Origin of the sequence: Cryptosporangium sp. NPDC051539 (assembly GCF_044454545.1) — a bacterium.
Taxonomy (GTDB): Bacteria; Actinomycetota; Actinomycetes; order Mycobacteriales; family Cryptosporangiaceae; genus Cryptosporangium.
In genome coordinates this window covers 82650-104370 of the sequence record NZ_JBITDV010000020.1, presented here as the reverse complement: position 1 = coordinate 104370, position 21721 = coordinate 82650, and the positions used below count along the sequence as shown (strand labels likewise).

Here is a 21721-nt window from a genome sequence, read left to right as displayed (position 1 = left end):
GCGAACCCTCGGAACCGATGCGGCGGACGGTCGCCGCCGCTTTCCGGCTGGTGTGGCGGGCCGCCCCGTCCTATCTGGCCGGTTCGGTCGCCGCCGCCGTGCTCACCGCCGCCGCCCCCGCCCTGACCGCGTGGCTCACCCGGACGACGATCGACGGCGTCGTCGGGGGCGGTCACGCCGGGGACCTGCTGCTGCACGCCGGCGGGCTGGCCGCGGTGGGCGTCGCCGCCGGGGTGCTGCCGCACGTCGCCAAGTACACGCAGGCCGAGATCGGCCGGCGCAGCGCGGTGCTGGCCCTCGACGAGCTGTACCGGGGGGTGGAGCGGCAGCCCGGGTTGCGCCGGTTCGAGGATCCGCCGTTCCTGGACCGGCTGCGGATGGCCGGGAACAGCGGCCGGTCGCCCGGCGAGCTCTGCGGCGAGGTGCTGGGCGCCGGCGCCGGCCTGCTGGGGGCGGCCGGGCTGATCGCGGCGCTGGCCGTGGTGAGCCCGTTGATGACCGTCGTCGTGCTCGCCGCCGCGGTACCGGTACTCGTGATGGAGCTCCGGCTCGCCCGGCGGCGCGCCGCCGTGCTGTGGCGGATGAGCCCGACGGCCCGGCGCGAGTTCTTCTTCAGCCACCTGCTCGGCCACCCGGTCGCGGCCAAGGAGATCCGGTTGTTCGGCCTGGCCGGCTTCCTGCGGGAGCGGATGCTCGTCGAACACCGGGCCATCGACGCCGCGCAGCGCCGTGTCGACCGGCGGGAGCTGAGCACGCAGGGCGGCCTGGCCCTGCTCGGCGCGTGCGTCGCCGGGAGCGGCCTGGTGTGGGCCGTGTTCGCCGCCCGGGACGGCCGGCTGAGCGTCGGTGACGTGTCGATGTTCGTCGTCACGGTCGCCGGCCTGCAGGTGGCCCTGGCCGGACTGGTCGGCTCGCTGGCCGGCGGGCACCAGTCCGTGCTGCTCTTCGCCCACCACCGCGCGGTCGTCACGGCCGAGCCGGACCTGCCCCTACCCGTCGCGCCGCGGCCGGTGCCCCCGCTGCGCCGGGGCATCGAGCTGCACGACGTGTGGTTCCGGTACGCCGAGGACAAGCCCTGGGTGCTGCGCGGCGTCAGTTTCACGATCCCGCACGGCGCCGCCGTCGCCCTGGTCGGGCGGAACGGCGCCGGGAAGTCGACGCTGGTCAAGCTGCTGTGCCGGCTGTACGACCCGACCCGCGGCTCGATCCGCTGGGACGGGATCGATCTGCGGGAGCTGGCGATCGACGACCTGCGCCGGCGGACCGCGACCGTGTTCCAGGACTACATGGAGTACGACCTGACCGCGGCCGAGAACATCGGCCTGGGCGACGTCGCGGCCGTGGACGACCGGCGGCGGATCACCGGCGCGGCCCGGCTGGCCGGCATCGACGACGTCCTGACCGCCCTGCCGCACGGCTACGACACGATGCTGTCCCAGGTCTTCACCGCGGGCGACGCGGCCGAGGAGGAACCGAACGGGATGATGCTGTCCGGTGGCCAGTGGCAGCGGGTCGCGCTGGCCCGGGCACTCATGCGCGGTGAGCGCGACCTGCTGGTGCTCGACGAACCGAGTGCCGGTCTCGACGCCGAGGCCGAGCACGAGGTGCACGACCGGCTACGGCGCTACCGGGCCGGCCGGACCAGCCTGCTCATCTCCCACCGGCTCGGTGCCGTCGCCGACGCCGACCGCATCGTGGTGCTGGTCGACGGCGTCGTCGCGGAGGAGGGCGACCACGCGGAGCTGATGGCCTCCGCCGGCACCTACGCGCATCTGTTCGGGATCCAGGCCAGCGGCTACACCCGGGCCGGGTCGCCGCGATGACCGCCGCCGGGGCCGTCGGCGCGGTGCTCGCGGTGGTCGTCGCGGTGGTGTGGTGGCTGCGCCGCCGGTTCGTGATCGTGACCGTGATCGGCCAGAGCATGACGCCGACGTTCGCGCACGGCGACCGGGTCCTCGTCCGGCGGGTCCGCCTGGCCCGGGCCCGGACCGGCGACGTCGTGGTGGCCGCCTGGGGCGCTCCGGTGCCCGGTGGACCGTTCCCGCTCGCGATCGAGGAGCCGACGCCGGGCCTGCCGCCGACCCTGGCCCCGTGGATGGTGAAGCGCCTGGCGGCCGGGCCCGGGGACCCGGTGCCCGAGGTGGTCCGGGCGGCCGTGCCGGACCAGCGGGTGCCGCCCGGCCGGTTCCTGCTGCTCGGTGACAACGTCGCGGCCAGTGCGGACTCGCGCGTGCGGGGCTACGCGCACGCCGGCTACCTGCTCGGGGTGGTGGTCGGCCGGCTGCCGCTGCCGTCCGGCTAGTGCGTTGTCCCCGAACGTTCACCGGTTCGGTGACACGCCGGGCGTGGTCGGTGACGTGAGTTCTTGAGCTCCTGCCGACGAGCAGATGTTCTTTTCCAGAGCAGTTGGCGCGATATCTGTCATTGCTCCTACTGCGCGGTCCGCGGTCAACGTCCGGCCGAGATCTGGACGGCGGCGCTCGCCCCGGCCAGATAGCCCGAGGCGACAGCGGCCGCCATGGACGGCGGCACCGCGGTGGCGGCGTCACCGGCGGCGAAAAGGCCCGGAACATCCGTACGGAACATTGCATCGACTTTGATCGCCTCGACACCGAGATTCTCGTCCGACATGGCCACCGTGGCCCCGAGGTCGCGGGCCAGCGGCGAGCGCTGGTGGAGGAAGGCCTTGACCAGTATGGCGGTGACGGCGAGGTCGGCGCCGTCGGTGAAACGCACGACCTCCAGGCTCGTCCCCGTGCCGTCGGCTGCGGCCAGCAGGCGCTCGTCCCACTTGATCCCGCCCGCCGAAAGCCGGTCCTTCTGGGCGCCGTCGAGGGCGGCGCCATTGGTCAGCAGGGTGATGTCATCGGTGTAGCCGCGCAGGTTGAGGGCGCCGTGGACGCCGACCGCACCGGTCGCCAGAACGGCCGTCGGCCGGTCTCGATTCTCCCAGCCGTGACAGAACGGGCAGTGGAACACATCGCCGCCCCAGCGCTCGGCCAGTCCGGCCACCGGCGGGATCCGGTAGTCCATCCCGGGCGCGAGCACCACGGTGCGGGCGTGCTCAAGACGACCGTCCGCCAAGGTCACCGCGTACGTGCCACCGTCCTCCCGGACTGCCTGCCTGGCTTCACCGTCGAAGAGTTCGATCGACGGGTACGCATCGAGCGCCGCGCGGGCCGCGGCGTAGTACTCCGCAGTCGGGCGCCCGTCGTGTCCAAGCAGACCGCCGATAGTGGACGCCGCCAGGTTGCTCGGGCGGCCGGCGTCAACGACCAGGGTCGTACGCCGAGCCCGCGCGAGCGTGAGACCGGCGCTCAGACCGGCCGCGCCCCCGCCGATGACTATGCATTCCTTCATGCCGTCCACTGAACCGCAGGCCCGGCCCGGCAGAAATGCTGCGACGTCGCCGGCGTTTACGCGTAGGTAGCATGGCGCCGATGGATGCGATCAGTAGCGCGATCGCCGCGTTGCGGGTCGGTCGCGGCACGGTGCGACGGTTCCGGCAGTCCGGAGCCTGGGGCCTGAACTACTCCGGGCTGAGCGGTAGCGGCTTCCACGTCGTTCTCCGAGGGACAGGTTGGCTGCTGACCGCGGACGTGCCACCGGTCGAACTCGGACCGGGTGACATCGTGCTGATCACCTCAGGCGCCGACCACGCGCTCGCCTCCGAACCACGCCCGCTGCGAAATCTACCGGCGGTCGATCTGGGACCGGCCGAACCGGATCCCGGTCCGGCCGACTTCGAGTTGCTCTGCGGCGCCTACCGGCTTGCCCCGGGCCGGTACGTGCACCCATTCCTGGCCGCCCTCCCTGACCCGATCGTGGTCCCGTCGAGCGGGCGGCTCGACTCGGTGATCGGATTGCTCGACGAGGAGCAGGCCGCCGGGCTGGTCGTCGACGCCACCCGCCACGCACTGCTGGATCTGATGCTCGCGCGCGCCTTACGCCGGTGGCTCGATACGGCGGATTGGAGCGATCCGACCGATCCGGAGATCACCGCGGCCCTACAGACGATCGACACCAGCCCCGAGACCCGCTGGACGGTCCGGGAACTGAGCCGGCGGGCGGGCCTGTCCCGGGCCACGTTCACTCGGCGTTTCGCCGCAGCGGTCGGCCGCACCCCGACGGCCTATCTGCTGGCTCACCGGCTCGACCAGGCCGCCCGCCTGCTCGTCGAGACCGACTCGACGCTGTCCACGATCGCACGCCGCACCGGCTATTCCACCGAGTTCGCCCTCGCGGGCGCCTTCCGCCGCGAGTACGGCATCGCCCCGGGCGCCTACCGCCGCAAGCACCGCTGAGACGCAACCTGCCTGCTGATAGCCGACGCGGACACGTCAAGCGGAGGCCTGATCGCCGATACCGCTTTCTCCGCGCCGAGCGACGGATCGTCGTTCAGCGCCTCGACGGCCCGCTGCCACGCCGGGTCGCCGTCGCTCACTGCCGACCGGACGTAGGCCCAGGTCATCCGCTGGGTGACGGCTAGCCGGTCGGGGGGCCTCGTCGTCACTCCCGGCGAGCCTGTAACCCAGGATCCCGCCGAGGTAGCACGTCGCCACAACTCGCCGACACGCTCTCGGTTCAGCTCTCGGCAGTCGGCGTGGGGCCATTCGCGAATTCGATCCTCCAACTCCGGCCGACCCGACGTCGTTCAGCGGCGCGACCGGTAGTGCAGCAGCAGACAGTCACCCGTGCGATCGCTGCTGACGAGTTCGAGTCGCTGCAGGTGGGTGGCGCCGCCGAAGAGCCGGGTACCGCGGCCGGCGAGGCTGGGTGCGACGACGAGACGGAGCTCGTCGACGAGATCGTCGGCCAGGAGGCTGCGCGCGAGGGTGAGGCTGCCGTGGACGCCGATGTCCGCGCCGGCCTGCTGCTTGAGATGCCGCACGAATTCGCCCGCCGGCGTCGGTACGTGGACGAGCGAGCCCGGCCAGTCGAGCACCGGTCGCGACGACGAGAACACGTACTTCCTCGTCGAGTTGATGAAGTCGGCGAACGGTTGCAGCGAGGAGTAAGGCCAGTAGGGCGCCCATTTCTCGAATGTGCGCCGCCCGAGCAGAACAGCGTCCTGGGTGGAGATCACCTCGCCGAGGAACTCCGTGAGACGTTCGTCCGCGCCGCCGAACCACTCGCCTTCACCGGGCTCGTCGGCGACGCCGTCCAGCGCCATCAGCTCGTACAGGACCACATTCCGGGTCACGCCGACGCCTCCCGACCCTGGACCGGCGGCTCCCGGAGCACCGACCAGCCGAGCACCGCGACCCACAGCACGTTGAGCGCTCCGATCGACGCCGTCGCACCCCACCCGTTCGCGGCATAGAACTGCGCCGGGTCCATGCCGAAGAACAGCGACGGGATCAGCGCGAGGTTGAGCACCGCCAGCACGACGCCGCCGGTGAGTACCCGCCGGGGGAAATATCGCCGGGCGTTCGGCGTCGCGGCCAGCGCGAGCAGGAACACCGCGACCAGGGCCCGGGCGATCGGGCCGTGCAACAGCACCATGCCGGCGGCGAGCGGACCGTCGACCGTCGGATCGCGGCTGCCGTCCGGGTACTGCAGCGCGGTCCCTACCTCGAGCGACGCGGCCACCAGCGTGATCGCGATGTAGAGGCGCAGCGCGGTCACCGCCAGTTCGCCGGCGAGCCCGGCGTCGCCGTCGGGGTGGCGGAGCGTCCGTCCGAGGCCGACAGAGAAGACGAGGAAGAAGGTGAACGTGGCCACCAGCATCAGGGTGCGGGTGAAGACGTTCGACGACGGCGGCGGTCCGGAGTAGACGAAGTAGAGGCCGACGGAGATCAGCGAGACCAGGCCGCCGCTCAGGGCGGTCCAGCCGGTGACACGACGCTCGCGGCGCGGCACGCTGACGGGGGCGTTCGGTAGTGGGCGCACCCGATGAGACAACCGCCACCGGCCCCGGCCGCGCGTCGCCCGGGAGGCGAATTCCCATCAACCTTCGACGGACGAGGGTCCGTCGAAGGACGGACTCGGTGACCGCCCACCCTCCGTAAACTCACCCGCATGCGGACGGTGCCGGTCGGGAACTTCCGCTGGGCCGCGCGGTCCGCGGCCGTCGTCGTGGTCTCCTACGTCGGTGGCCTCGTGCTCCTGTTCGACGTGTTGCGCCACGGGCCGGTCGACGCCTGGCTCGCCGCCGACGTGACCATCGGCGCGGTGGCCTGCCTCCTCCTGCTCGGACGCCACCGCATCCCGCTCACGGTCGGATTCACGCTGGCCGGCCTGGCCGCGATCGTCGCCTCGGCCGGCGTGGCGAACATGGTGGCGCTGTACTTCGTCGCGCGGTACCGGGCACTGCGGACGGCGGTCGTCCTCGGCGTCACGAACGTCCTGAGCGGCTGCGTGTTCTGGCTGCTGTACCCGGGCAACGAGGGCATCGTCCTCACCTTGACCGTCAACGTCGCGATCGCGGCGGCAGCCACCGCCTGGGGTGCGTTGGTCCAGTCGCAGCACACCCTCCTGACCGCCTACCGGGAGCGCGCCGAGCGCGCCGAGGAGGAGCGGGATCTCCGCGAGGAGCGGATCCGGGCCAACGAGCGCACCCGCATCGCCCGGGAGATGCACGACGTGGTGGCGCACCGGGTTTCGTTGGTGGCGCTCTGTGCCGGCGGTCTGGAGGTCGCCCGGGGTCGCGACGAGGAGGAGATCGCCGCCGCGGCGGCGCTCATCCGCGCCTCCGCGCTCCAGGCGCTCGACGAGATGCGGACGGTCATCGGCCTGCTGCGGGAGGACGGCCCCGGTCCACCCGAGCAGCCCGGTCTGAACCGGCTGAATGACCTCGTCGACGAGGCGCGCCGCGCCGGCCAGCAGGTCGTTCTCGAGGTGGACCCCACGCTTACGGTCGCCGAGGGGGCCGTCGGCCGAGACGTCTATCGCATCGTCCAGGAAGGCCTCACCAACGCCCGCAAGCACGCGCCGGGGGAGACGGTCCGCGTCAGCGTGAACCGTACGGGCCAGCAGCTCGCCGTGGACGTCGTGAACCGATGTGCCACCGCGTCGCTCGGGGTGCCGGGCTCCGGGAACGGCCTGATCGGCCTGACCGAGCGGACCACCCTCGCCGGTGGGTCCCTCACCCACGGCGGCACCGCGGTGGGTGAGTTCGAACTCCGGGCCCGGCTGCCGTGGCCGTGAGAGTGCTCGTCGCGGACGACGACGCGCTCGCCCGGACGGGCCTGCGGATGGTGATGTCCAGCGATCCCGAACTGGACCTCGTCGCCGAGGCCGTCGACGGCACCGAGGCGGTGGCCGGCGCGCGCCGGGTCCGGCCGGACGTCATCCTGATGGACCTGCGGATGCCGGAGCTCGACGGGGTCCGGGCAACCCGGCGGATCACGAGCCAGGACGGCGCCCCCGCGGTGCTGATCCTGACCGCGTTCCATGTCGACGCCTACGTGCTCGACGCGCTGGAAGCCGGCGCCCGCGGCTACCTGCTCAAGGAGACCGCTCCTCGCGAGCTGATCCGGGCGATCCACGTCGTCGCCGGTGGTGGATCGGTGTTCTCGGCCCCGATCACCGAGCGCCTGGTCCACCAGCTGCGCCGCCGGGGCGACGACGACGTCGCGCAGCGAGCGGCGCAGCGCCTCGCCGCCCTCACCGAACGCGAACGGGCCGTGGCCGAGGCCGTCGCCGACGGTCTCTCCAACGCGGCCATCGCCGCGACCCTGCTGCTCGGCGAAGCGACGGTGAAGACGCACGTCTCCCGGATCCTCACCAAGACGGGCTCGGCGAACCGCGTGCAGATCGCCCTGCTCGTCTACCAGGCTCGAACCTGATCCGGACGCTCGGAGTCGAGCGATCCCGCCGCCGTGCGCCAGCGCTTCGCGCGGGAGGGCCCGCTCGAGCCCGCGTGACCGGCATACGCCTGCGTGACGGCATACCCATGGACGCGTTCCACCCAGGTCAGTGTCGTGTGCCGCAGCCAATGCGCGCTCACGCCCTGCGCCGCGGCCCACGTCGTCGCTGATCCGCTCGCCGACAACACACCCGGCGCACCGGCCGCGCTGGATTGGGACGCGACGCCGGCGTTCCGGCAGCACCTCTGGGGCTGGGCTTCGGTGTCGCGGACGCGATGGAGGTGACCGAACGGCACCTCCACTTCGAAGTCCATTCAGGCCAGACAGCAGCGTCCATCGATGCCGTCGACCCGGCAAGCTTCCTCGCGAGCCGCGGAGTCTCAATCCATGCCTAGGTCGCCCTGTGGGTTCTCATCAGATCTTTCGGTTTCTCAAGATTATTTCGGTGTAAATGTCGGTTCCGACACTTTGTTGAGAAACCTTCGGCGAGGTGGCGATTCTTGGATTTCGCGGAGCATCACGCATACTCCTGTTCCAGGATGGCTAGGTCGCGGTTGGCGAACTGCACGTGCGCCCACTGGTCGCTGAAGATGACTTGCAGGCACTTAAGCGCCGTACGTTCGGCGGAGGGCGGGCGGCCGATCGCGGTGTTCGGCCCCCGCACCCGGTCCAGCTCCTCCTGCGTGACGTCCGCCAGATACGCGCGCAGATCGGCGATCCGCTCGGCGCGCACGGCGAGGATTTCGCCGAGGGTGGGCGTAGCCGACTCGTCGATGCCGAACTCGGCGCCGTTGGTGGTGAACGATGCGGGCACGCCGATCGGATGGAACGGGCTTGGGCGAAGGGCTGTCGCGTGGCCGTACCAGGCGTCCACGACGAAAATCGTGTGGCGCAGGGTTTGGGCCAGTGACCATTCGTCGTTCACTGATCTGTAGACGGCCCCCTCCGGCAGCGCACTGGCGCGTCGGACCGTCGCGTGCCACAGCTCCTCGATGACGTCCACTGCGTCGCGCATCGTCTCGGGTGTGGTCGGGCGTAGTCGCAGCCGTTCGGGGTGCAGGCGATCCAGCTCCGCCTCGATCAACGGCATGATCTCCACGCCATTGATGCGCAGCCCGTTGATCGCCCCGTCGATGTCGGCACCGAACAGCACGACGCCGCGCATACGGGCGCCGCTGAGGTCCACCTCGCGGAAGGTCGCGCCGGCCATGGACAGGTCGATGAACTCCGCACCCTCGTAGTCGGGCTGCTGCACGAATCGCGTCATCCGCACATCGTAGAAGCCCCCTATGACAAGACCGCTGAATCGTCAGTGAGCGCCGAGCCCGCCGCCTATCGGCCAGCTTGCTGCAACCGCGTCTTCCTCCGCTTCAGATAATCGGACCCTGGACCCGCAAAACAGGACCCTCGAGAAAACGACATCTCGGTGAGAAGAATCCGCCGACAAATCGCTGAGAAAGCCTGCGCGGGCCTTGCCGCTTGATCCTGGACACTTTGATGTCCAGGATCCGGGGTCAAGCCCCCAGACGTGGTCGAGGTTCTTTTGACGCTAGGCAACCGTGCTGCGGGCGGGCATCGGGTCAGCGTTCCAGGTTTTCCAGCACCCGGGCGAGCAACGCCTTGAGGGTTTCTACTTCGTCCTTGCCGAGCCCCTCGACGGCCTGACGTTCAAGGTCCATCAGCCGGTTGCTCCCGTCGTCGATCCGACGATCGTCGGGGTCGGCGAGCACGATCGTGCGGCTGCGCGCGTCCGTCGGATGCGGCCGATAGACGATCAATCCGTCGCGTTTCATGCGCGCCAACAGCTGAGCCATGGATGGCTGCTCGATGCCGGCCGCGTCGGCCAGCGTCTTCTGCGTCATCCCGGTCCGCATCTTCAGCAGCGCGAACACCGGGATCTGGGCGAACCGCAAACCCAGGGGCTTGAGTGCGGCATCGCCGTGCCGGGCCAGCGCCCGGGCGACCCTGTTCATCAGCTGCGACAGGCTCGGTGACGCTTCGGCGGTACGTGAGGTCATAGCCCCGACTTTACATCGGATCCTATGTTCATTACGGTTGCATCGGATCCTATGAAGTTGGACGTCAATCGAAAGGTCACTGACATGTTCAGCCCTGCCCAGGTGGTCATCGCTGGCGCTGGCCCGGTCGGCCTGATGCTCGCCGCCGAACTGCGGCTCGGCGGCATCGAGGTGCTCGTCGTCGAGCGCCGCCCGGCCGGCACGGTCGGTGAGTCACGCGCTCCCGGCATCAACGCGCGCAGCATGGAGATCCTCGCCCAACGGGGCCTGGCCGACACGTTCCGCGCCGTGGGAAAGCCGATGTCCGGGGTCATGTTCTCCGGCATCCTGCTGGATCCACGCAGCATCGATCCGGCCTGGCCGGATGCGTTGATCCTGCCGCAACACCAGAGCGAGCGGATCCTCGCCGAGCGCGCCGCCGAACTCGGCGCACGGTTCCAGTGGTCCACCGAGGTGACCGGTGTCGACCAGGACCAGGACGGCGTCGAGGTGCAGCTGGCCTCGGTGAACGGCCCCGAGCGGGTGCGCGCGGCCTACCTGGTGGGCTGTGACGGCGGGCGCAGCACCGTGCGTAAGAGCAGCGGCATCGATTTTCCCGGCCTGCCCGGCGAGACCTGGTGGGTGGTCGGTGACCTGGACCTCGCCTCGCCGCCGGACCAGGGGTTCGGCTACAACGACCGGGTCGGCTTCTACCAGATCTCGCGCACCGAACCGGACTGGATCCGGCTGTCGGTGATGCGCCAGAACCCACCACGGGACCCCGACCAGCCGACCACCCTCGACGAGATCCGCGAGGCCATGGTCCACGCCTTCGGCACCGACTACGGTCTGCGCGGGGCGCGCTGGACGTCGCGCTGGTCCGACGGCTACCGCCACGCCGCCACCTATCGCGACCAGCGGGTCTTCCTCGCCGGCGACGCCGCCCACATCCACACCCCCGTCGGCGGCCAAGGACTGAACCTCGGCATTCAGGACGCGGTGAACCTGGGCTGGAAACTCGCCGCCGTCCTGCGCGGCGACGCACCCGACAGCCTGCTCGACACCTACCACGCCGAGCGACACCCGGCGGGTGCCAACGCACTGAAGTGGTCGATGGCGCAGACCGAGGTCCTCAAGCCCGGCCGCCGCCGCGAAGCCGTACGAGAAGTCTTCAGTGACCTGCTCGCGGCTCCGCAGGCCACCCTGCAACTCGCCGGTGGGCTCAGCGGCCTCGCTCTGCGCTACCCGCTCGGCGAGTACCACCCTCTGCTCGGACGACGCATGCCCAACCTGGCCCTCACCGGCGATACCGACGTTTTCACCCTGTTGCACGACGCCCGCCCCGTCCTGATCGACCTAGGCGCCGACGGCATCACCGACACCCTCACCCCGTGGACCGACCGGATCAAGCACGTGACCGCCGAGTACCAACCCGACGAGCGCGAGGGCCTCTGGCACGTCCCGGTCTTCGGCGACATCCCGCCCTTCGAGGCGGCTCTCATCCGCCCCGACGGCTACGTCGCCTGGGTCCAACCGGCCGCGACCCCCTTCGAACCCACGACACTGGCCGACGCCCTGACCCAGTGGGTCGCCACCGTCGACCAGAGCTGTGACCCCAACCCGATCACGGTAGGCACCGCCGACATGACCAACACCTTCGACGGCACCTGGACCATGAGCTTCACCACCGGCAGCGGCGAGCGCACCGCCGCCCTGATCCTGACCACCGACGGAACCACGGTCACCGGCACCTACGACGGCACCCCCATCCAGGACGGCCGCATCAACGGCGACGAACTCACCTACACCGCCCACCTGACCTCACCCTTCAAAATGAAGATCAAATGCACGGCCACGGTCGAGAACAACACCATGTCCGGCAAGGCCAAAGCGGCGATGATGACCGTCCCCTTCACCGCCACCCGCACGGCGTAAGCACCACCGACCGGCATCACTTTGCCCCACCGACCTCCGACACCGAGGCGGGGCCAGAAACCGAGCGCGCCCCCACCGAGGCCATCGAGCGGGCGCTGAACATTTCTAGGGCACTCGCCACCCGCATCAGCGCATCTAGATCGACCGCGTCGGTGGACGTGAAGCGGCTAGCCGAGCCGCTCGCAGACCCCAGCCGCGACGCGCAGGGTGCAAGCGTCATCACCTGGTCGCCGGTTCGCGAACCTCCGCGATCGCTCCCGGGCTCGACCCGTCCGAACGAAACTCAGGGCACGAGGACGACGCGTCCGGCGAGGCCGCCGGCGGCCTGCCGACGGTGCGCTTCCGCCGCGTGGTCCAGGGAGTAGCTGTATTCCACTGGAGTTGGCAACTGGCCGTCGCCGGCCAGGGCCAACAGCTCGGAGAGCCGTCCGGCGTCCGGGTGGACGGTCAGGACGTGGAGGATGATGTCCCGTTCGGTGTCGAATCGTCCGGTCGGGTCGATGTACGGCGGCACCGCGGTGACATACCGGCCGCCGTTACGAACCAGGTCGAATGTGGCCTGCGCGGGGGCGCCCCCGACGAGGTCGATGGCTGCGTCGACGCCGTCCGGGCAATGGTCTCGCACCGCCTCGGTGAACGCGCCACGTTCGACGGCGAGCGTCGCGCCGAGGGCGAGGAGATCGCCCTCCTGCTCGCCTCGAGCAACGCCCAGCACCTGCAGACCAGCGCGGGCCGCGAGCGCCCGACGTTGCGGCCGACGGCGCCCATCGCGCCAGTGACCAGCAGCGTGCGAGCCCCGTCGGGGCGTACCTCGTCAAGCAGTTGTGACGCCGTTAGTCCTGCGAGCGGCACGGTTGCGGCCTGCGGCAGGCCGAGCCCGTTCGGGATCCTTGCGACCAGCGCGGCGTCGAGGTTCACCAACTCGGCGTACGTGCCTCGCTGATCGATCGGCTGGAAGACCATCGCGGCGACCCGGTCGCCGACGTGGAAGCCGGTGGCCGACGAGCCGGTGGCGACGACGGTGCCGGCAACGTCCCAGCCGAGCACCATCGGGAACTGCGCCATGTCCGCCGGAATGTTGCGGCCCTCGCGGGTGGTCAGGTCGACCGGGTTCACCGCAGCAGCCCCGAGCAGCAGCTGGACTTGGGTGTCGGTGGGCGAGGCGAGCGGGACCTCGATGACCGTCAGGACCTCGGGCCCTCCGAAGGCCTCAATGACGGCTGCTCGGGTGCTAGTGCGGGTCGTCGGGCGAATGGCCATGTCGGTTCCCTGTGTAGATCGATCCGCCTAATCGCCCTGCAGGCCCGAATACTCGCTCTCGTTGGTCGCGCGGGTCCCGCCGGAATGGCAGACACGACCGGACGGTTGACACATCGGCCGGGTCGGCAGGCCGGCTGGCGTGACCGGGGGGATCGGACCCGAGACGCTGAGGTCAGCGGGGCGGGCCGACGATGATGTTGCCGTACTTTTCGGACACGGCTGGGTCGGGCGTGACGCGGAAGCCCGGCGGCCGTGGCGTGGCTTTGTCCCGCCCGGTCTCACGGAACATGCCTTCGATCCCCGCGGGGGTATTGACCATCAGCAGGTCGGCCGTCTTGGACGTGATGCGGTAGGCGTGCGGGACGTTCTTGGGGAGGAACACGATGCCGCCTTCAGCGAGCTCCATCTCCTGGTCGTCCACCCAGACCAGCGCGGTGCCCTTGATCAGCATGAACACCTCGTCCTCGCGGGTGTGCGTGTGGTAGGGCGGCGCCTCGCCCTCGGTCACGTCGAAGCGTCCGATCATCAACTGACCGTCGGTGGCCGCGCCGTCGAGCAGCAGCGCCAGGGTGCCGCCGTCGAGCCATTCCAGTTGTTGCTGCTGCTCGGGCTGGGCGAGAAACGCCATGCTCACGGGGGTCTCCGTCTTGTCGGGGAGCCTGCTTACATCCTGGATCGAAGCCGCCGTTCAGCGCTGAAACGGAGGGTATCATCCGTATAGAGAAGTCACCGGTCGGGAAACCGCGGAGGTGGGGAGGGCCTAGCGGGTGTTGCGCACATCCGCGTCAGGCCGTTGGGACGCCGGTCGCCAGGCCGGTCAGGTAGGTGGCCAGGATCTGACGGCAGGTGGCGTCCCACTCCGCGTCAGGCGGTCGGGGCTGGGCGAGCATCGATCCGAAGACGACGATCTCGCTCGGCGTGACCTGCTGGTTGATCGCGCCATCGGTGCGGCCGCGTTCGATGATCCGCTGGACCGCTTGGTGGATCTGAAGTTGCACCGCGAGCGTGTCCGGGGCCGTTACGGCGGGCCCGTCGTGCAGCGGAAGAACGAGGATGTTGCGCTGGGTGATGGCGGCGTCGATGAAACGCCAGAGCGCATCGGTGGCGGTCACGCCGTCGCGTTCAGCGGCCCGCACATTGGCCAAGACCTGCTCGAAGGAGCGGTGGGTGAGGTAGGTCAGCAGATGTTGGCGGGTCGGGAAGTGACGGTAGAGCGTTCCGATCCCCACGCCGGCATCGGCGGCGATCTTCGCCAGTGGGGTTCGTCGGCCCTCCCGGTGGACCGCCGCTATCGCGGCCTGAACGATTGCCTCGTGGTTGTGGGCCGCGTCGCTGCGCTGTTCGCGTGGACGCGGTTGGGGCGCGGCACGCATGTGGTTATTGAACGCGATTCTGACTCCTCATGGGCGCGCTTGTGCGCCGCCGCGCCGATTTTCGACCGGGAAGCGCCTACCGCGCACTGCTCGACGGCGGTCTGCCCAGCGGACGGGTCACATTCGTCGGCGAGTCCGCGGGCGGTGGGCTGGTCGCCGCTGCCTTGGCTGCCCTGAAGGACACCCGTCTGCCGGCGCCCTGCGCCGCCGCATCTTCTCGCCTTGGGCCATCGTCGCCGACCTCACCGGGCTCCCGCCGTTGCTCATCCAGGGTCGGATCACACGAGATCCTGCTCCACGATGCAGTGCGCCTGGCGGCTCGTTGTCGATGACGCCGGCCGCGCCGTCGACAACGCCGCCGAGTTCATCAAGCGCAACCGGGCGCCTGAGTACCGCTACGACCGAGGAGATCCTCGCCAAGGCCCACCGGGGTCCTGACCAGCGTCAAGCAACTCGTCCGCGGCCTGCCGGGCGTTCGTGACCAGCTGGACTATCTCGGGCATCCGCTGCGCGCTCGGATGAACCGGTCTCCACCGCGACGTCGAGCGTCCCACCCCGCCGCGGACGTAGTCGTCGACCGCCGGCCCGGCGACCGTCGGACTCGATCGCGATGGAATGACCGCCAGCCGGACGAAGGCGGCGAACAACTGGTTGCGTCGCCGCAGGAATTCCTGCTCACCGTGTGTCGGCTCACCCCTCGCGATGACCTGCAACTACGGCGGCAGCGCCCGCTCATCGGCACCACTCTCGGCTGAAGCAGGGCGAAGAGGCTGGTCATGCCGCTCGGACCCTCCGGTCAGGGCTGCGGCTCGAGCCCTTGCGCCGTGGAGAATGACGTCGAATGCGGCGTCGATAGTCCGCCCCGGATCAGCCGAGCGGATCGCGTAGGCGATCGAATCCAGGACGAAGTGGGCGATGACGGCCGGGTACGGGTCGTCGTCGGCGGCACCGGTCTCGTCCCGGATCGCTGTGGCGAGCACGTTTTCGTGATCCATCCAGGTTTTGTGCCAGTACGCGGAGAGGTCCCGGTTCCCGAGCACGAGCGTGATGAAGCGCTTCGAGCTCGGATCTTTTGCGCCCGCGGCCCGGTCGACCCGGCCGCGGGCGTAGCCGCGTAGCGCGTCGAGGATGCCGACGCTCGGGGCGCGGTCGGCCACGACCCTGATCAACTCGGCCGCGATCTGGTCTCCGAGATCGACGACGAGCGCTTCTTTGGTCGGGAAGTGGTTCAGCAGCGTGGTGGGCGAAACGTCGGCGGCGGCCGCGACATCCCGCACCGTCACCTTCTCGTAGCCCCTCTCCAAGAACAGGGCCAACGCCGTATCCGCGATGTGGGCGCGAGTAGCCGCCTTCTTCCGCGCCCGGCGGCCGACGGGATCCAGCGCAACGTCCATGAGGCGAGACTACCGGTCGTTGTACGAGACCAGGTTTGATACAACCACATAATTCGGCGTGTACCGATATTTACGCTTTTTCGGAACAAAGAAGCAACATGGACACGCACGCAATCATCGTCCGCGCAGGGCCGGCCGGTCTGACGGTCGCGACCGAGCTCGCCCTGGCCGACGATCGGCCGGAACGACGAGGGCACTTCACGGGCCTCCCCTTGGACTACACGGCACTCGGCACTCGCTATCCGTACCAGGTAGGTGTCCTTCAGGCGCGGTCTGACCACCGGTGAGATCAGCGCGCATTTCGCCGAGGTCTACGGCGCCTCGGTTTCCAAGGACACGATCTCCAGGATCACCGACAAAGTCCTCGAGGAGATGACCGACTGGTCAGCCCGGCCGCTCGATCGGGTCTATCCGGTGTTGTTCATCGACGCCGTCCACATAAAGGTCCGCGACGGGCAGGTCACCAACAGACCTGTCTACGTCGTCATCGGCGTGACCGTCCACGGCGAACGCGACATCCTCGGTCTCTGGGCCGGCGACGGCGGCGAAGGCGCCAAATTCTGGCTGCAGGTCCTGACCGAGATCAAGAACCGCGGCGTGGACGACGTCTGCATCCTGGTCTGCGACGGACTGAAAGGCCTGCCGGACTCCGTCACGACGGTCTGGCCGCAGACGGTGGTGCAGACCTGCGTGATCCACCTGATCCGCAACACCTTCCGGTATGCCTCCCGCAAGGACTGGGACCAAATCAGCCGCGATCTGCGGCCGGTTTACACCGCCCCGACCGAGACCGCGGCCGCCGCCCGCTTCGACGAATTCGAGGCCGCCTGGGGCACGCGTTACCCGGCGATCAGCCGGCTCTGGCGCTCCGCATGGACAGAATTCATCCCGTTTCTCGACTACAACATCGAGGTCCGCCGGGTCATCTGCAGCACCAACGCCATCGAAAGCCTGAACGCCCGCTACCGCCGGGCAGTCCGGGCCCGCGGCCACTTCCCGAACGACCAAGCCGCCCTCAAATGCCTCTACCTCGCCACCCGGGCGCTGGACCCGACCGGCAAAGGCAAGGCACGATGGGCAATGCGGTGGAAACCAGCACTGAACGCCTTCGCGATCGCGTTCGAAGGCCGCATCACCGCCGACAGCACGAACTAGCCGATCAGGCCAGTTACACCGAAAAACGGACACTCCCTGAGCGGCAGCCTGGATGATGACGGTTTTGCCGTGCGGCGGCGTTTTGAGTGATGACGTGGTCCGGGCTTTCGGGTTTGTACTGTCGGTGTTGGTGTGCGACGACATTGATCACGTTCGGATAGCGCAACGGCCCTCCCCTGTCCTTGGCCGGAAGGGAGGGCCGTTCCTTGGTGCTCATGGAGGCACCCGTGGTCATGGTAGGTGCGGACGCTCTGGAGGTCGATCGGCGGTTGCGGGCTGGTGATCTGGTCTGTCCGTGCGGGGGTGGTCTGGCTCCGTGGGGACATGCCCGCGGTCGGCGGGTCCGCGGGGTCGGGCTGGTGCGGCCGCGGCGGGGGCGTTGCGGTCGTTGTTCGGTGACGCATGTTCTGCTGGCGGTGTCGTGCCTGCTGAGGCGGGCTGATGGGGTTGATGTGATCGGCGCGGCGCTGGTTTGGAAGGCTGCTGGTCTTGGGCACCGGCCGATCGCGGCGCGGCTGGGCCGGCCGGAGGGCACGGTCCGCGGCTGGCTGCGGGCGTTCACCGCCAACGCGGAGACGGTGCGGGCGGCGGTGATGACGTTGCTGACTGAGCTGGATCCTTTGACCGGCCCGCGGCCGGCTGGCCGGAGTGTGTTCGCTGACGCGGTCGAGGCGATCGGCGGGTGCGCGGGGGCGGCGCGGCGCCGCTTGGGAGTCGTGGGCGCGGTGTCGGCGTGGCAGCTGGCTGCGGGGGTCACCGGTGGTCGGCTTCTGTGCGCCGGTCTGAGTCCGGCTGCGAGCGGGTCGGCCAACACGAGCCGGCCCATGGGCGGGCTGGGCTGATCGGCGACCCTCGCGATTCATGCGCACCACTGGTTCCAGAGGGGACCTCCGGTAGTTCCGGGAAGGGACTCCGGGAGGGGCGGCTCGGGTGCGCTTGAGGCCTAGGGAGGCAGCGGGTGGCGTTCAGCCATGACGAGGAACGGGTGCGGGCCGAGCGTGCCCGCGCGGTTGGCTTGTTCCGTTACGGGGTGATCCGGGAGGCCGCGGATCCGGCCCTGTCGACCAAGCAACGCGGCCGGCTGGTCCGGGCTCTGGCCGCCCGCGACCTGGACCACCCCACCATCGGGCGCGTCTTAAAAATCATCAACAAGTGGTTCTCCGCTTGAACGAGGGCGTGTGGGCCGTTTGGTCAGGCGTGAGAGTAGGCACCTGTATCGAGGTCGTCCACGAGGGTGGGGCCGGTGGGTGTCCAGCCGAGGAGTTCCTGGGTGCGGGTACTGGAGGCGGGGATGTCCATGCCGAAGAAACCGCCGATCCAGCCGAAGTGTGCTGGCGCGTCCTCGGCCGAGAGAGAGGCGATGGGCACGTTGAGCGCGTGGCCGATCGCTTCGGCGATCTGGCGCGTGGGGACTCCTTCCTCGGCAATCGCGTGCAGGAGCGAACCCGCGGGTGCTTTCTCCAGTCCTCGGTGGACGACGCGAGCCGCATCTGAGCGGTGCACCGCGGGCCACCGGTTCGTACCGTCACCGATGTAGCAGGCAACGCCTTTCTCCCGCGCGATACCGACGAGAGTGGCCATGAGGCCGTTGTCGCCCGCGCCGTGCGTGGTGGGAGCGAACCGCACCCCGACCACGTGCACACCTCGGGCAAGGTATTCCCGGGCGAGATTCTCACCGCCGCCGCGAGGGGCGTCAGGGCCGTGGAACGGGGAGGCGTCGTTTTCGGTGACGGGGCGACCACCACCGACGGGAATGATGCCCGAGGCGAACAGGAACGGCCGACCCGAACCTTCGAGAGTGTCCCCGATCGCCTCGATCGCAGCTCGCTCGGCCTTGTTCGAGACGGCGGGATTATCGAAGTCGTGCTTGTTGGCGAGGTGAATCACGGCCTCCGCGTCCGCGGCGCCCGCGCGGATGCCACCGAGGTCGTCGAGGTCGCCGCGCCGCACCGTAACGCCTTTGGCTTCCAGTGCGGCGGCGGACGGGTCGGAGCGGGCGAGGCCGACGACGTCGTGCCCAGCCGCGAGCAACTCGTCGACAGTGGCGGAGCCGATCCAGCCGGATGCTCCGGTAACGAAAACGCGCATGAACGGATCTCCCCGTAGACGGTGGCCCACCGACACCCGATGACGTCAGCGGCTGTCATCACCTTACCGACTGATGTCAGTGGCTGTCATCAGTGTGCTCTGGTTATGACGGCGTGGTACGGTACCGAAAATGGTACCGTACCAGCAATCCCTTGCGGAAAGAGTTGCCGTGGATACGGATGTTGTCATCGCGGGCGCTGGGCCTGCTGGATTGATGCTCGCGACCGAATTGGCCCTCGCGGGCGTGGGGACCATCGTGGTCGAGACACTCAACACACGCTCAGGGCAAAGCAAGGCGACGAATCTGCAGCCCCGTACCGCTGAGATCTTGGAAATGCGGGACCTGTTGACGGGTATCGATGAACAGTCGATCGGGCGGGTCGAGGGTGGGGAGTTCGCCGGAATCACACTCGACTACGCCGCACTCGAGAGCCGGTATCCGTACCAGGTGGGCGTTCCGCAGGCACGCGTCGAGGAAATTCTTGAGGATCGGCTAGCCGGATTCGGGGGAAGGGTTCGCCGGAACTGGAAGCTGACCGGATTCGACGAGGATGACGACGGTGTCACCGTCTATGGCCCCGAACAACTGCGAGCGCGGTACCTGATTGGATGCGACGGCGGCCGCAGCACGGTACGTAAGCTGCTCGGCGTCGAGTTCGCTGGTACCGACGCCACTCGGTGGACCGTCGTAGCCGACGTCGTATGCGGCCCGGGTACGGCACAGCTACCGGTCGGCTGGTCGCTGGCGGGCATGATACCCCGTCGCCAAGCGGACGGGACCTTCGCCCGCATTGTGCCTCTCGGGGAAGCAGGGCTGTATCGGTTCGTCTATTCCGATGCGTCCGAGGGAGATGTCGCGACCGATGACGTCGCTGACCGGTTCCGACTCTTCTACGGCGACGAGTACGAGCTCATCGACGTCCGGTACGCGTCCAGTTTCAGCGACGCCGTCCGCCAAGCGGCCAAGTACCGGGCCGGCCGCGTGTTCCTGGCCGGCGACGCCGCCCACGTTCATCCACCCGTCGGGGCCCAGGGGATGAACGTCGGCGTTCAGGATGCGTTCAACCTGGGCTGGAAACTGGCGGCCGTCCTTTCCGGACGGACATCCGAGGGTCTGCTCGACACCTACGAGGCTGAGCGGCACCCCGTGGGCGCCCGCGTACTGGCCAACATTCGGGCACAGTCCGCCCTGCAAGGCCCGGACCCCGACCGCAAGACTCTGCGCGACATCCTGGCGATGCTGCTCAACGTTCCCGACGCCAATCGGGTGGCCGCCGAGATGATGAGCGGTCTGGACATCGACTACGGCGGTACTGGCCACGTCGGAGGTCGACTTCCCGACTTCACGGTGGGCACGGGCAGGGCGAGCCAACTGTTCCACAAGGGCCAGGGTGCCCTGCTGGCTCGCGACGAGAAGTACTTCACCGCCGCCGCGCCCTACCAGGATCGGATCGTCGCCACGACGACCGACACGTTGCCCTGGGCCGATGTTCAGGCAGTACTGATCAGACCGGACGGATACGTGTGCTGGACCGCGCCTGGCGAAGACATGACCGGAGCGCTACTGAAGTGGTTCGGCACCCCGGCATAAGGCGTGCAAGCCATCAATGGTCCGCCGGGTCGCGGCCTGGCCCGTCCACCGGGACGGGCGAAGGCAGCAGGTCTCACCGGCAGAACGAGGCCCGTCACCGGCCGATTCCACACCGCTACAACGAAGCGGAGCATCACGATGCGAGTAGCAGAAAATCTGGAGATGTTGGATGTGGCCATGGAGGTGATGGGGGTTCAGCGGGTGGTCCACCCGACCCTCATGTGGGACGAGGAGAACGTCGTCCTTATCGATACCGGGGTACCGGGCAGCCTGGAATCGATCAGGCACCAGGCCGAGGCTGTCGGCGCACCGTTCGACCAGCTGAACCACATCGTGCTCACTCAACAGGACATCGATCACATCTCGGGTGCGGCAGACCTTCTTGCCGGGAATCCCGGCGTTGCTGTGTACGCCCATGAGAAGGATGCGCCCCACATCCGGGGTGAGAAAAGGCTGAGCCGGCTAACCGATGCGTTCATGGAGCGCATCTCCGACCGTCCCGAGGAGGAACAGGCCGCGATCCTGCGGATGTTCGACAACGCCGCCACACCGGTGAACCGAGTCCTGCACGATGGCGACCAACTTCCGTTCTGTGGCGGAGTGACGGTGATCCACACCCCGGGCCACACGGCCGGCCACATCTGCCTCTACCACCGGGCAAGCAGGACCCTCATCGCTGGAGACGCGCTGAACATCCTGCACGGAGAACTGGTCGGTCCGAACGAGGATCCGATGGCCGAGGACGGCGTTGCCGCGGACGATGCCATTTCTGCTCTCGAGAAGCTCACGGAGTACGACATCGCCGCCATCATCACCTATCACGGAGGCCTGTTCGACACCGAACCCAACAAAAACCTCGACGAGGTCATCGCCCACCGAAAGCTCTACAGCTACCGGCGATAGGAACGAGTGCCCGGTCGGCCGGGTTCTGCGACCAGCAGGTGATAGCGAATCTGCGAACGTCTGAAAGATCCGATTCATTGGGAGAGTGTCGTGACCCGCCCGAACATTCGACGCAGTTGGCTGGCGGCCCTCGCCGCCCTGCTGTTTGTCACCACGGCCACAGGCGGCGCCCTGTGGCACTTCGACGGCCCGGCGCGGGCCCACCCACCGCCGC

20 protein-coding genes and 4 pseudogenes are annotated in these 21721 nt (G+C 69.0%); 13 read left to right on the top strand and 11 right to left on the bottom strand.

The annotated features are described in order from the left end of the window. Positions 1-17: 17 nt before the first annotated feature. On the top strand, positions 18-1823 hold the full coding sequence (locus tag ACIBZJ_RS41080) for an ABC transporter ATP-binding protein (protein WP_395939049.1): 1806 nt from the start codon (positions 18-20) through the stop codon (positions 1821-1823). Then, positions 1820-2302 carry a S26 family signal peptidase gene (locus ACIBZJ_RS41075; RefSeq protein ID WP_395939048.1) on the top strand — a complete coding sequence of 161 codons (483 nt, stop codon included), beginning with the start codon at positions 1820-1822 and terminating at the stop codon, positions 2300-2302. The genes ACIBZJ_RS41080 and ACIBZJ_RS41075 overlap by 4 nt, the downstream gene beginning before the upstream one ends. 146 nt (positions 2303-2448) lie before the next feature. On the opposite strand, the gene ACIBZJ_RS41070 is transcribed toward ACIBZJ_RS41075, so the two are convergent. Further along, on the bottom strand, positions 2449-3360 hold the full coding sequence (locus ACIBZJ_RS41070; RefSeq protein ID WP_395939069.1) for an NAD(P)/FAD-dependent oxidoreductase: 912 nt from the start codon (positions 3358-3360) through the stop codon (positions 2449-2451). An 80-nt stretch (positions 3361-3440) separates the two neighbouring features. Between ACIBZJ_RS41070 and ACIBZJ_RS41065 the strand changes: the two genes are divergently transcribed. Further along, complete coding sequence (locus ACIBZJ_RS41065) at positions 3441-4304, top strand: cupin domain-containing protein (RefSeq protein WP_395939047.1); 864 nt, start codon at positions 3441-3443, stop codon at positions 4302-4304. A 350-nt stretch (positions 4305-4654) separates the two neighbouring features. Here the strand turns inward: ACIBZJ_RS41065 and ACIBZJ_RS41060 are convergent, their stop codons facing one another. After that, positions 4655-5203, bottom strand: a complete 549-nt coding sequence (locus ACIBZJ_RS41060) for a dihydrofolate reductase family protein (protein WP_395939046.1) — start codon at positions 5201-5203, stop codon at positions 4655-4657. Next, the gene (locus ACIBZJ_RS41055) at positions 5200-5892 is read right to left on the bottom strand and encodes a hypothetical protein (protein WP_395939045.1); all 693 of its coding nucleotides are present in this window, start codon (positions 5890-5892) and stop codon (positions 5200-5202) included. The genes ACIBZJ_RS41060 and ACIBZJ_RS41055 overlap by 4 nt, the downstream gene beginning before the upstream one ends. A 129-nt stretch (positions 5893-6021) precedes the next feature. Between ACIBZJ_RS41055 and ACIBZJ_RS41050 the strand changes: the two genes are divergently transcribed. The 3 genes from ACIBZJ_RS41050 to ACIBZJ_RS41040 all read left to right on the top strand — a co-directional run bounded on the left by ACIBZJ_RS41050 (position 6022) and on the right by ACIBZJ_RS41040 (position 8096). Further along, positions 6022-7149 (top strand): sensor histidine kinase, encoded by a 1128-nt coding sequence (locus tag ACIBZJ_RS41050; protein WP_395939044.1) that lies wholly within the window; start codon positions 6022-6024, stop codon positions 7147-7149. Further along, on the top strand, positions 7146-7790 hold the full coding sequence (locus ACIBZJ_RS41045) for a response regulator (RefSeq protein ID WP_395939043.1): 645 nt from the start codon (positions 7146-7148) through the stop codon (positions 7788-7790). The genes ACIBZJ_RS41050 and ACIBZJ_RS41045 overlap by 4 nt, the downstream gene beginning before the upstream one ends. 135 nt (positions 7791-7925) lie before the next feature. Further along, positions 7926-8096 carry a DUF993 family protein gene (locus ACIBZJ_RS41040; RefSeq protein ID WP_395939042.1) on the top strand — a complete coding sequence of 57 codons (171 nt, stop codon included), beginning with the start codon at positions 7926-7928 and terminating at the stop codon, positions 8094-8096. A gap of 232 nt (positions 8097-8328) precedes the next feature. On the opposite strand, the gene ACIBZJ_RS41035 is transcribed toward ACIBZJ_RS41040, so the two are convergent. Together ACIBZJ_RS41035 and ACIBZJ_RS41030 are read right to left on the bottom strand one after the other, a co-directional pair. Further along, positions 8329-9078, bottom strand: coding sequence for a DinB family protein (locus ACIBZJ_RS41035; protein WP_395939041.1), 750 nt, complete (start codon positions 9076-9078; stop codon positions 8329-8331). A 313-nt stretch (positions 9079-9391) separates the two neighbouring features. Then, positions 9392-9829 carry a MarR family winged helix-turn-helix transcriptional regulator gene (locus ACIBZJ_RS41030; RefSeq protein WP_395939040.1) on the bottom strand — a complete coding sequence of 146 codons (438 nt, stop codon included), beginning with the start codon at positions 9827-9829 and terminating at the stop codon, positions 9392-9394. Between the two features lie 84 nt (positions 9830-9913). On the opposite strand from ACIBZJ_RS41030, the gene ACIBZJ_RS41025 reads away from it, so the two are divergent. Then, entirely contained in the window at positions 9914-11743 is a 1830-nt protein-coding gene (locus tag ACIBZJ_RS41025) for an FAD-dependent monooxygenase (protein WP_395939039.1), read from the top strand. Between the two features lie 283 nt (positions 11744-12026). Here ACIBZJ_RS41025 and ACIBZJ_RS41020 read toward each other — a convergent pair. From ACIBZJ_RS41020 to ACIBZJ_RS41000, 5 genes and pseudogenes are all read right to left on the bottom strand, one after another. After that, positions 12027-12470, bottom strand: a pseudogene (locus tag ACIBZJ_RS41020) (zinc-binding dehydrogenase); the annotation flags it as partial. Positions 12471-12637: 167 nt separating this feature from the next. Continuing rightward, a pseudogene (locus ACIBZJ_RS41015) lies at positions 12638-13003 on the bottom strand (alcohol dehydrogenase catalytic domain-containing protein); the annotation flags it as partial. Positions 13004-13175: 172 nt separating this feature from the next. Continuing rightward, positions 13176-13637: a cupin domain-containing protein gene (locus tag ACIBZJ_RS41010; RefSeq protein WP_395939038.1), complete on the bottom strand. Its 462-nt coding sequence runs from the start codon at positions 13635-13637 to the stop codon at positions 13176-13178. A 151-nt stretch (positions 13638-13788) separates the two neighbouring features. Further along, positions 13789-14376 (bottom strand): TetR/AcrR family transcriptional regulator, encoded by a 588-nt coding sequence (locus tag ACIBZJ_RS41005; protein WP_395939037.1) that lies wholly within the window; start codon positions 14374-14376, stop codon positions 13789-13791. Between the two features lie 713 nt (positions 14377-15089). Then, positions 15090-15770: a TetR/AcrR family transcriptional regulator gene (locus ACIBZJ_RS41000; protein ID WP_395939036.1), complete on the bottom strand. Its 681-nt coding sequence runs from the start codon at positions 15768-15770 to the stop codon at positions 15090-15092. Positions 15771-15868: 98 nt separating this feature from the next. Between ACIBZJ_RS41000 and ACIBZJ_RS40995 the strand changes: the two genes are divergently transcribed. From ACIBZJ_RS40995 to ACIBZJ_RS40980, 4 genes and pseudogenes are all read left to right on the top strand, one after another. Next, positions 15869-16057, top strand: coding sequence for a hypothetical protein (locus ACIBZJ_RS40995; RefSeq protein WP_395939071.1), 189 nt, complete (start codon positions 15869-15871; stop codon positions 16055-16057). Next, a pseudogene (locus ACIBZJ_RS40990) lies at positions 16032-16925 on the top strand (IS256 family transposase); the annotation flags it as partial. The gene ACIBZJ_RS40995 and the pseudogene ACIBZJ_RS40990, both read left to right, overlap by 26 nt. A gap of 395 nt (positions 16926-17320) precedes the next feature. Beyond that, entirely contained in the window at positions 17321-17767 is a 447-nt protein-coding gene (locus ACIBZJ_RS40985) for a helix-turn-helix domain-containing protein (RefSeq protein WP_395939035.1), read from the top strand. 116 nt (positions 17768-17883) lie between these two features. Beyond that, positions 17884-18081 (top strand): annotated as a pseudogene (locus tag ACIBZJ_RS40980) (transposase); the annotation flags it as partial. Between the two features lie 35 nt (positions 18082-18116). On the opposite strand, the gene ACIBZJ_RS40975 reads toward ACIBZJ_RS40980, so the two are convergent. Beyond that, a complete protein-coding gene (locus tag ACIBZJ_RS40975; protein WP_395939034.1) occupies positions 18117-19013 on the bottom strand; it encodes an SDR family oxidoreductase in 897 nt (298 codons plus the stop codon). 130 nt (positions 19014-19143) lie between these two features. Between ACIBZJ_RS40975 and ACIBZJ_RS40970 the strand changes: the two genes are divergently transcribed. Both ACIBZJ_RS40970 and ACIBZJ_RS40965 read left to right on the top strand, forming a co-directional pair. Beyond that, on the top strand, positions 19144-20604 hold the full coding sequence (locus ACIBZJ_RS40970) for an FAD-dependent monooxygenase (RefSeq protein WP_395939033.1): 1461 nt from the start codon (positions 19144-19146) through the stop codon (positions 20602-20604). 138 nt (positions 20605-20742) lie between these two features. Beyond that, a complete protein-coding gene (locus tag ACIBZJ_RS40965; RefSeq protein WP_395939031.1) occupies positions 20743-21507 on the top strand; it encodes an MBL fold metallo-hydrolase in 765 nt (254 codons plus the stop codon). The last annotated feature ends 214 nt before the right edge of the window (positions 21508-21721 follow it).

Excerpts from the sequence above, each read along its gene's own strand:
- ACIBZJ_RS41080 (WP_395939049.1), top strand. The coding sequence starts at position 18 with ATGCGGCGGACGGTCGCCGCCGCTTTCCGGCTGGTGTGGCGGGCCGCC.
- ACIBZJ_RS41075 (WP_395939048.1), top strand. The coding sequence starts at position 1,820 with ATGACCGCCGCCGGGGCCGTCGGCGCGGTGCTCGCGGTGGTCGTCGCG.
- ACIBZJ_RS41070 (WP_395939069.1), bottom strand. The coding sequence starts at position 3,360 with ATGAAGGAATGCATAGTCATCGGCGGGGGCGCGGCCGGTCTGAGCGCC.
- ACIBZJ_RS41065 (WP_395939047.1), top strand. The coding sequence starts at position 3,441 with ATGGATGCGATCAGTAGCGCGATCGCCGCGTTGCGGGTCGGTCGCGGC.
- ACIBZJ_RS41050 (WP_395939044.1), top strand. The coding sequence starts at position 6,022 with ATGCGGACGGTGCCGGTCGGGAACTTCCGCTGGGCCGCGCGGTCCGCG.
- ACIBZJ_RS41035 (WP_395939041.1), bottom strand. The coding sequence starts at position 9,078 with ATGACGCGATTCGTGCAGCAGCCCGACTACGAGGGTGCGGAGTTCATC.
- ACIBZJ_RS41030 (WP_395939040.1), bottom strand. The coding sequence starts at position 9,829 with ATGACCTCACGTACCGCCGAAGCGTCACCGAGCCTGTCGCAGCTGATG.
- ACIBZJ_RS41025 (WP_395939039.1), top strand. The coding sequence starts at position 9,914 with ATGTTCAGCCCTGCCCAGGTGGTCATCGCTGGCGCTGGCCCGGTCGGC.
- ACIBZJ_RS41005 (WP_395939037.1), bottom strand. The coding sequence starts at position 14,376 with ATGCGTGCCGCGCCCCAACCGCGTCCACGCGAACAGCGCAGCGACGCG.
- ACIBZJ_RS41000 (WP_395939036.1), bottom strand. The coding sequence starts at position 15,770 with ATGGACGTTGCGCTGGATCCCGTCGGCCGCCGGGCGCGGAAGAAGGCG.
- ACIBZJ_RS40995 (WP_395939071.1), top strand. The coding sequence starts at position 15,869 with ATGGACACGCACGCAATCATCGTCCGCGCAGGGCCGGCCGGTCTGACG.
- ACIBZJ_RS40975 (WP_395939034.1), bottom strand. The coding sequence starts at position 19,013 with ATGCGCGTTTTCGTTACCGGAGCATCCGGCTGGATCGGCTCCGCCACT.
- ACIBZJ_RS40970 (WP_395939033.1), top strand. The coding sequence starts at position 19,144 with ATGGTACCGTACCAGCAATCCCTTGCGGAAAGAGTTGCCGTGGATACG.
- ACIBZJ_RS40965 (WP_395939031.1), top strand. The coding sequence starts at position 20,743 with ATGCGAGTAGCAGAAAATCTGGAGATGTTGGATGTGGCCATGGAGGTG.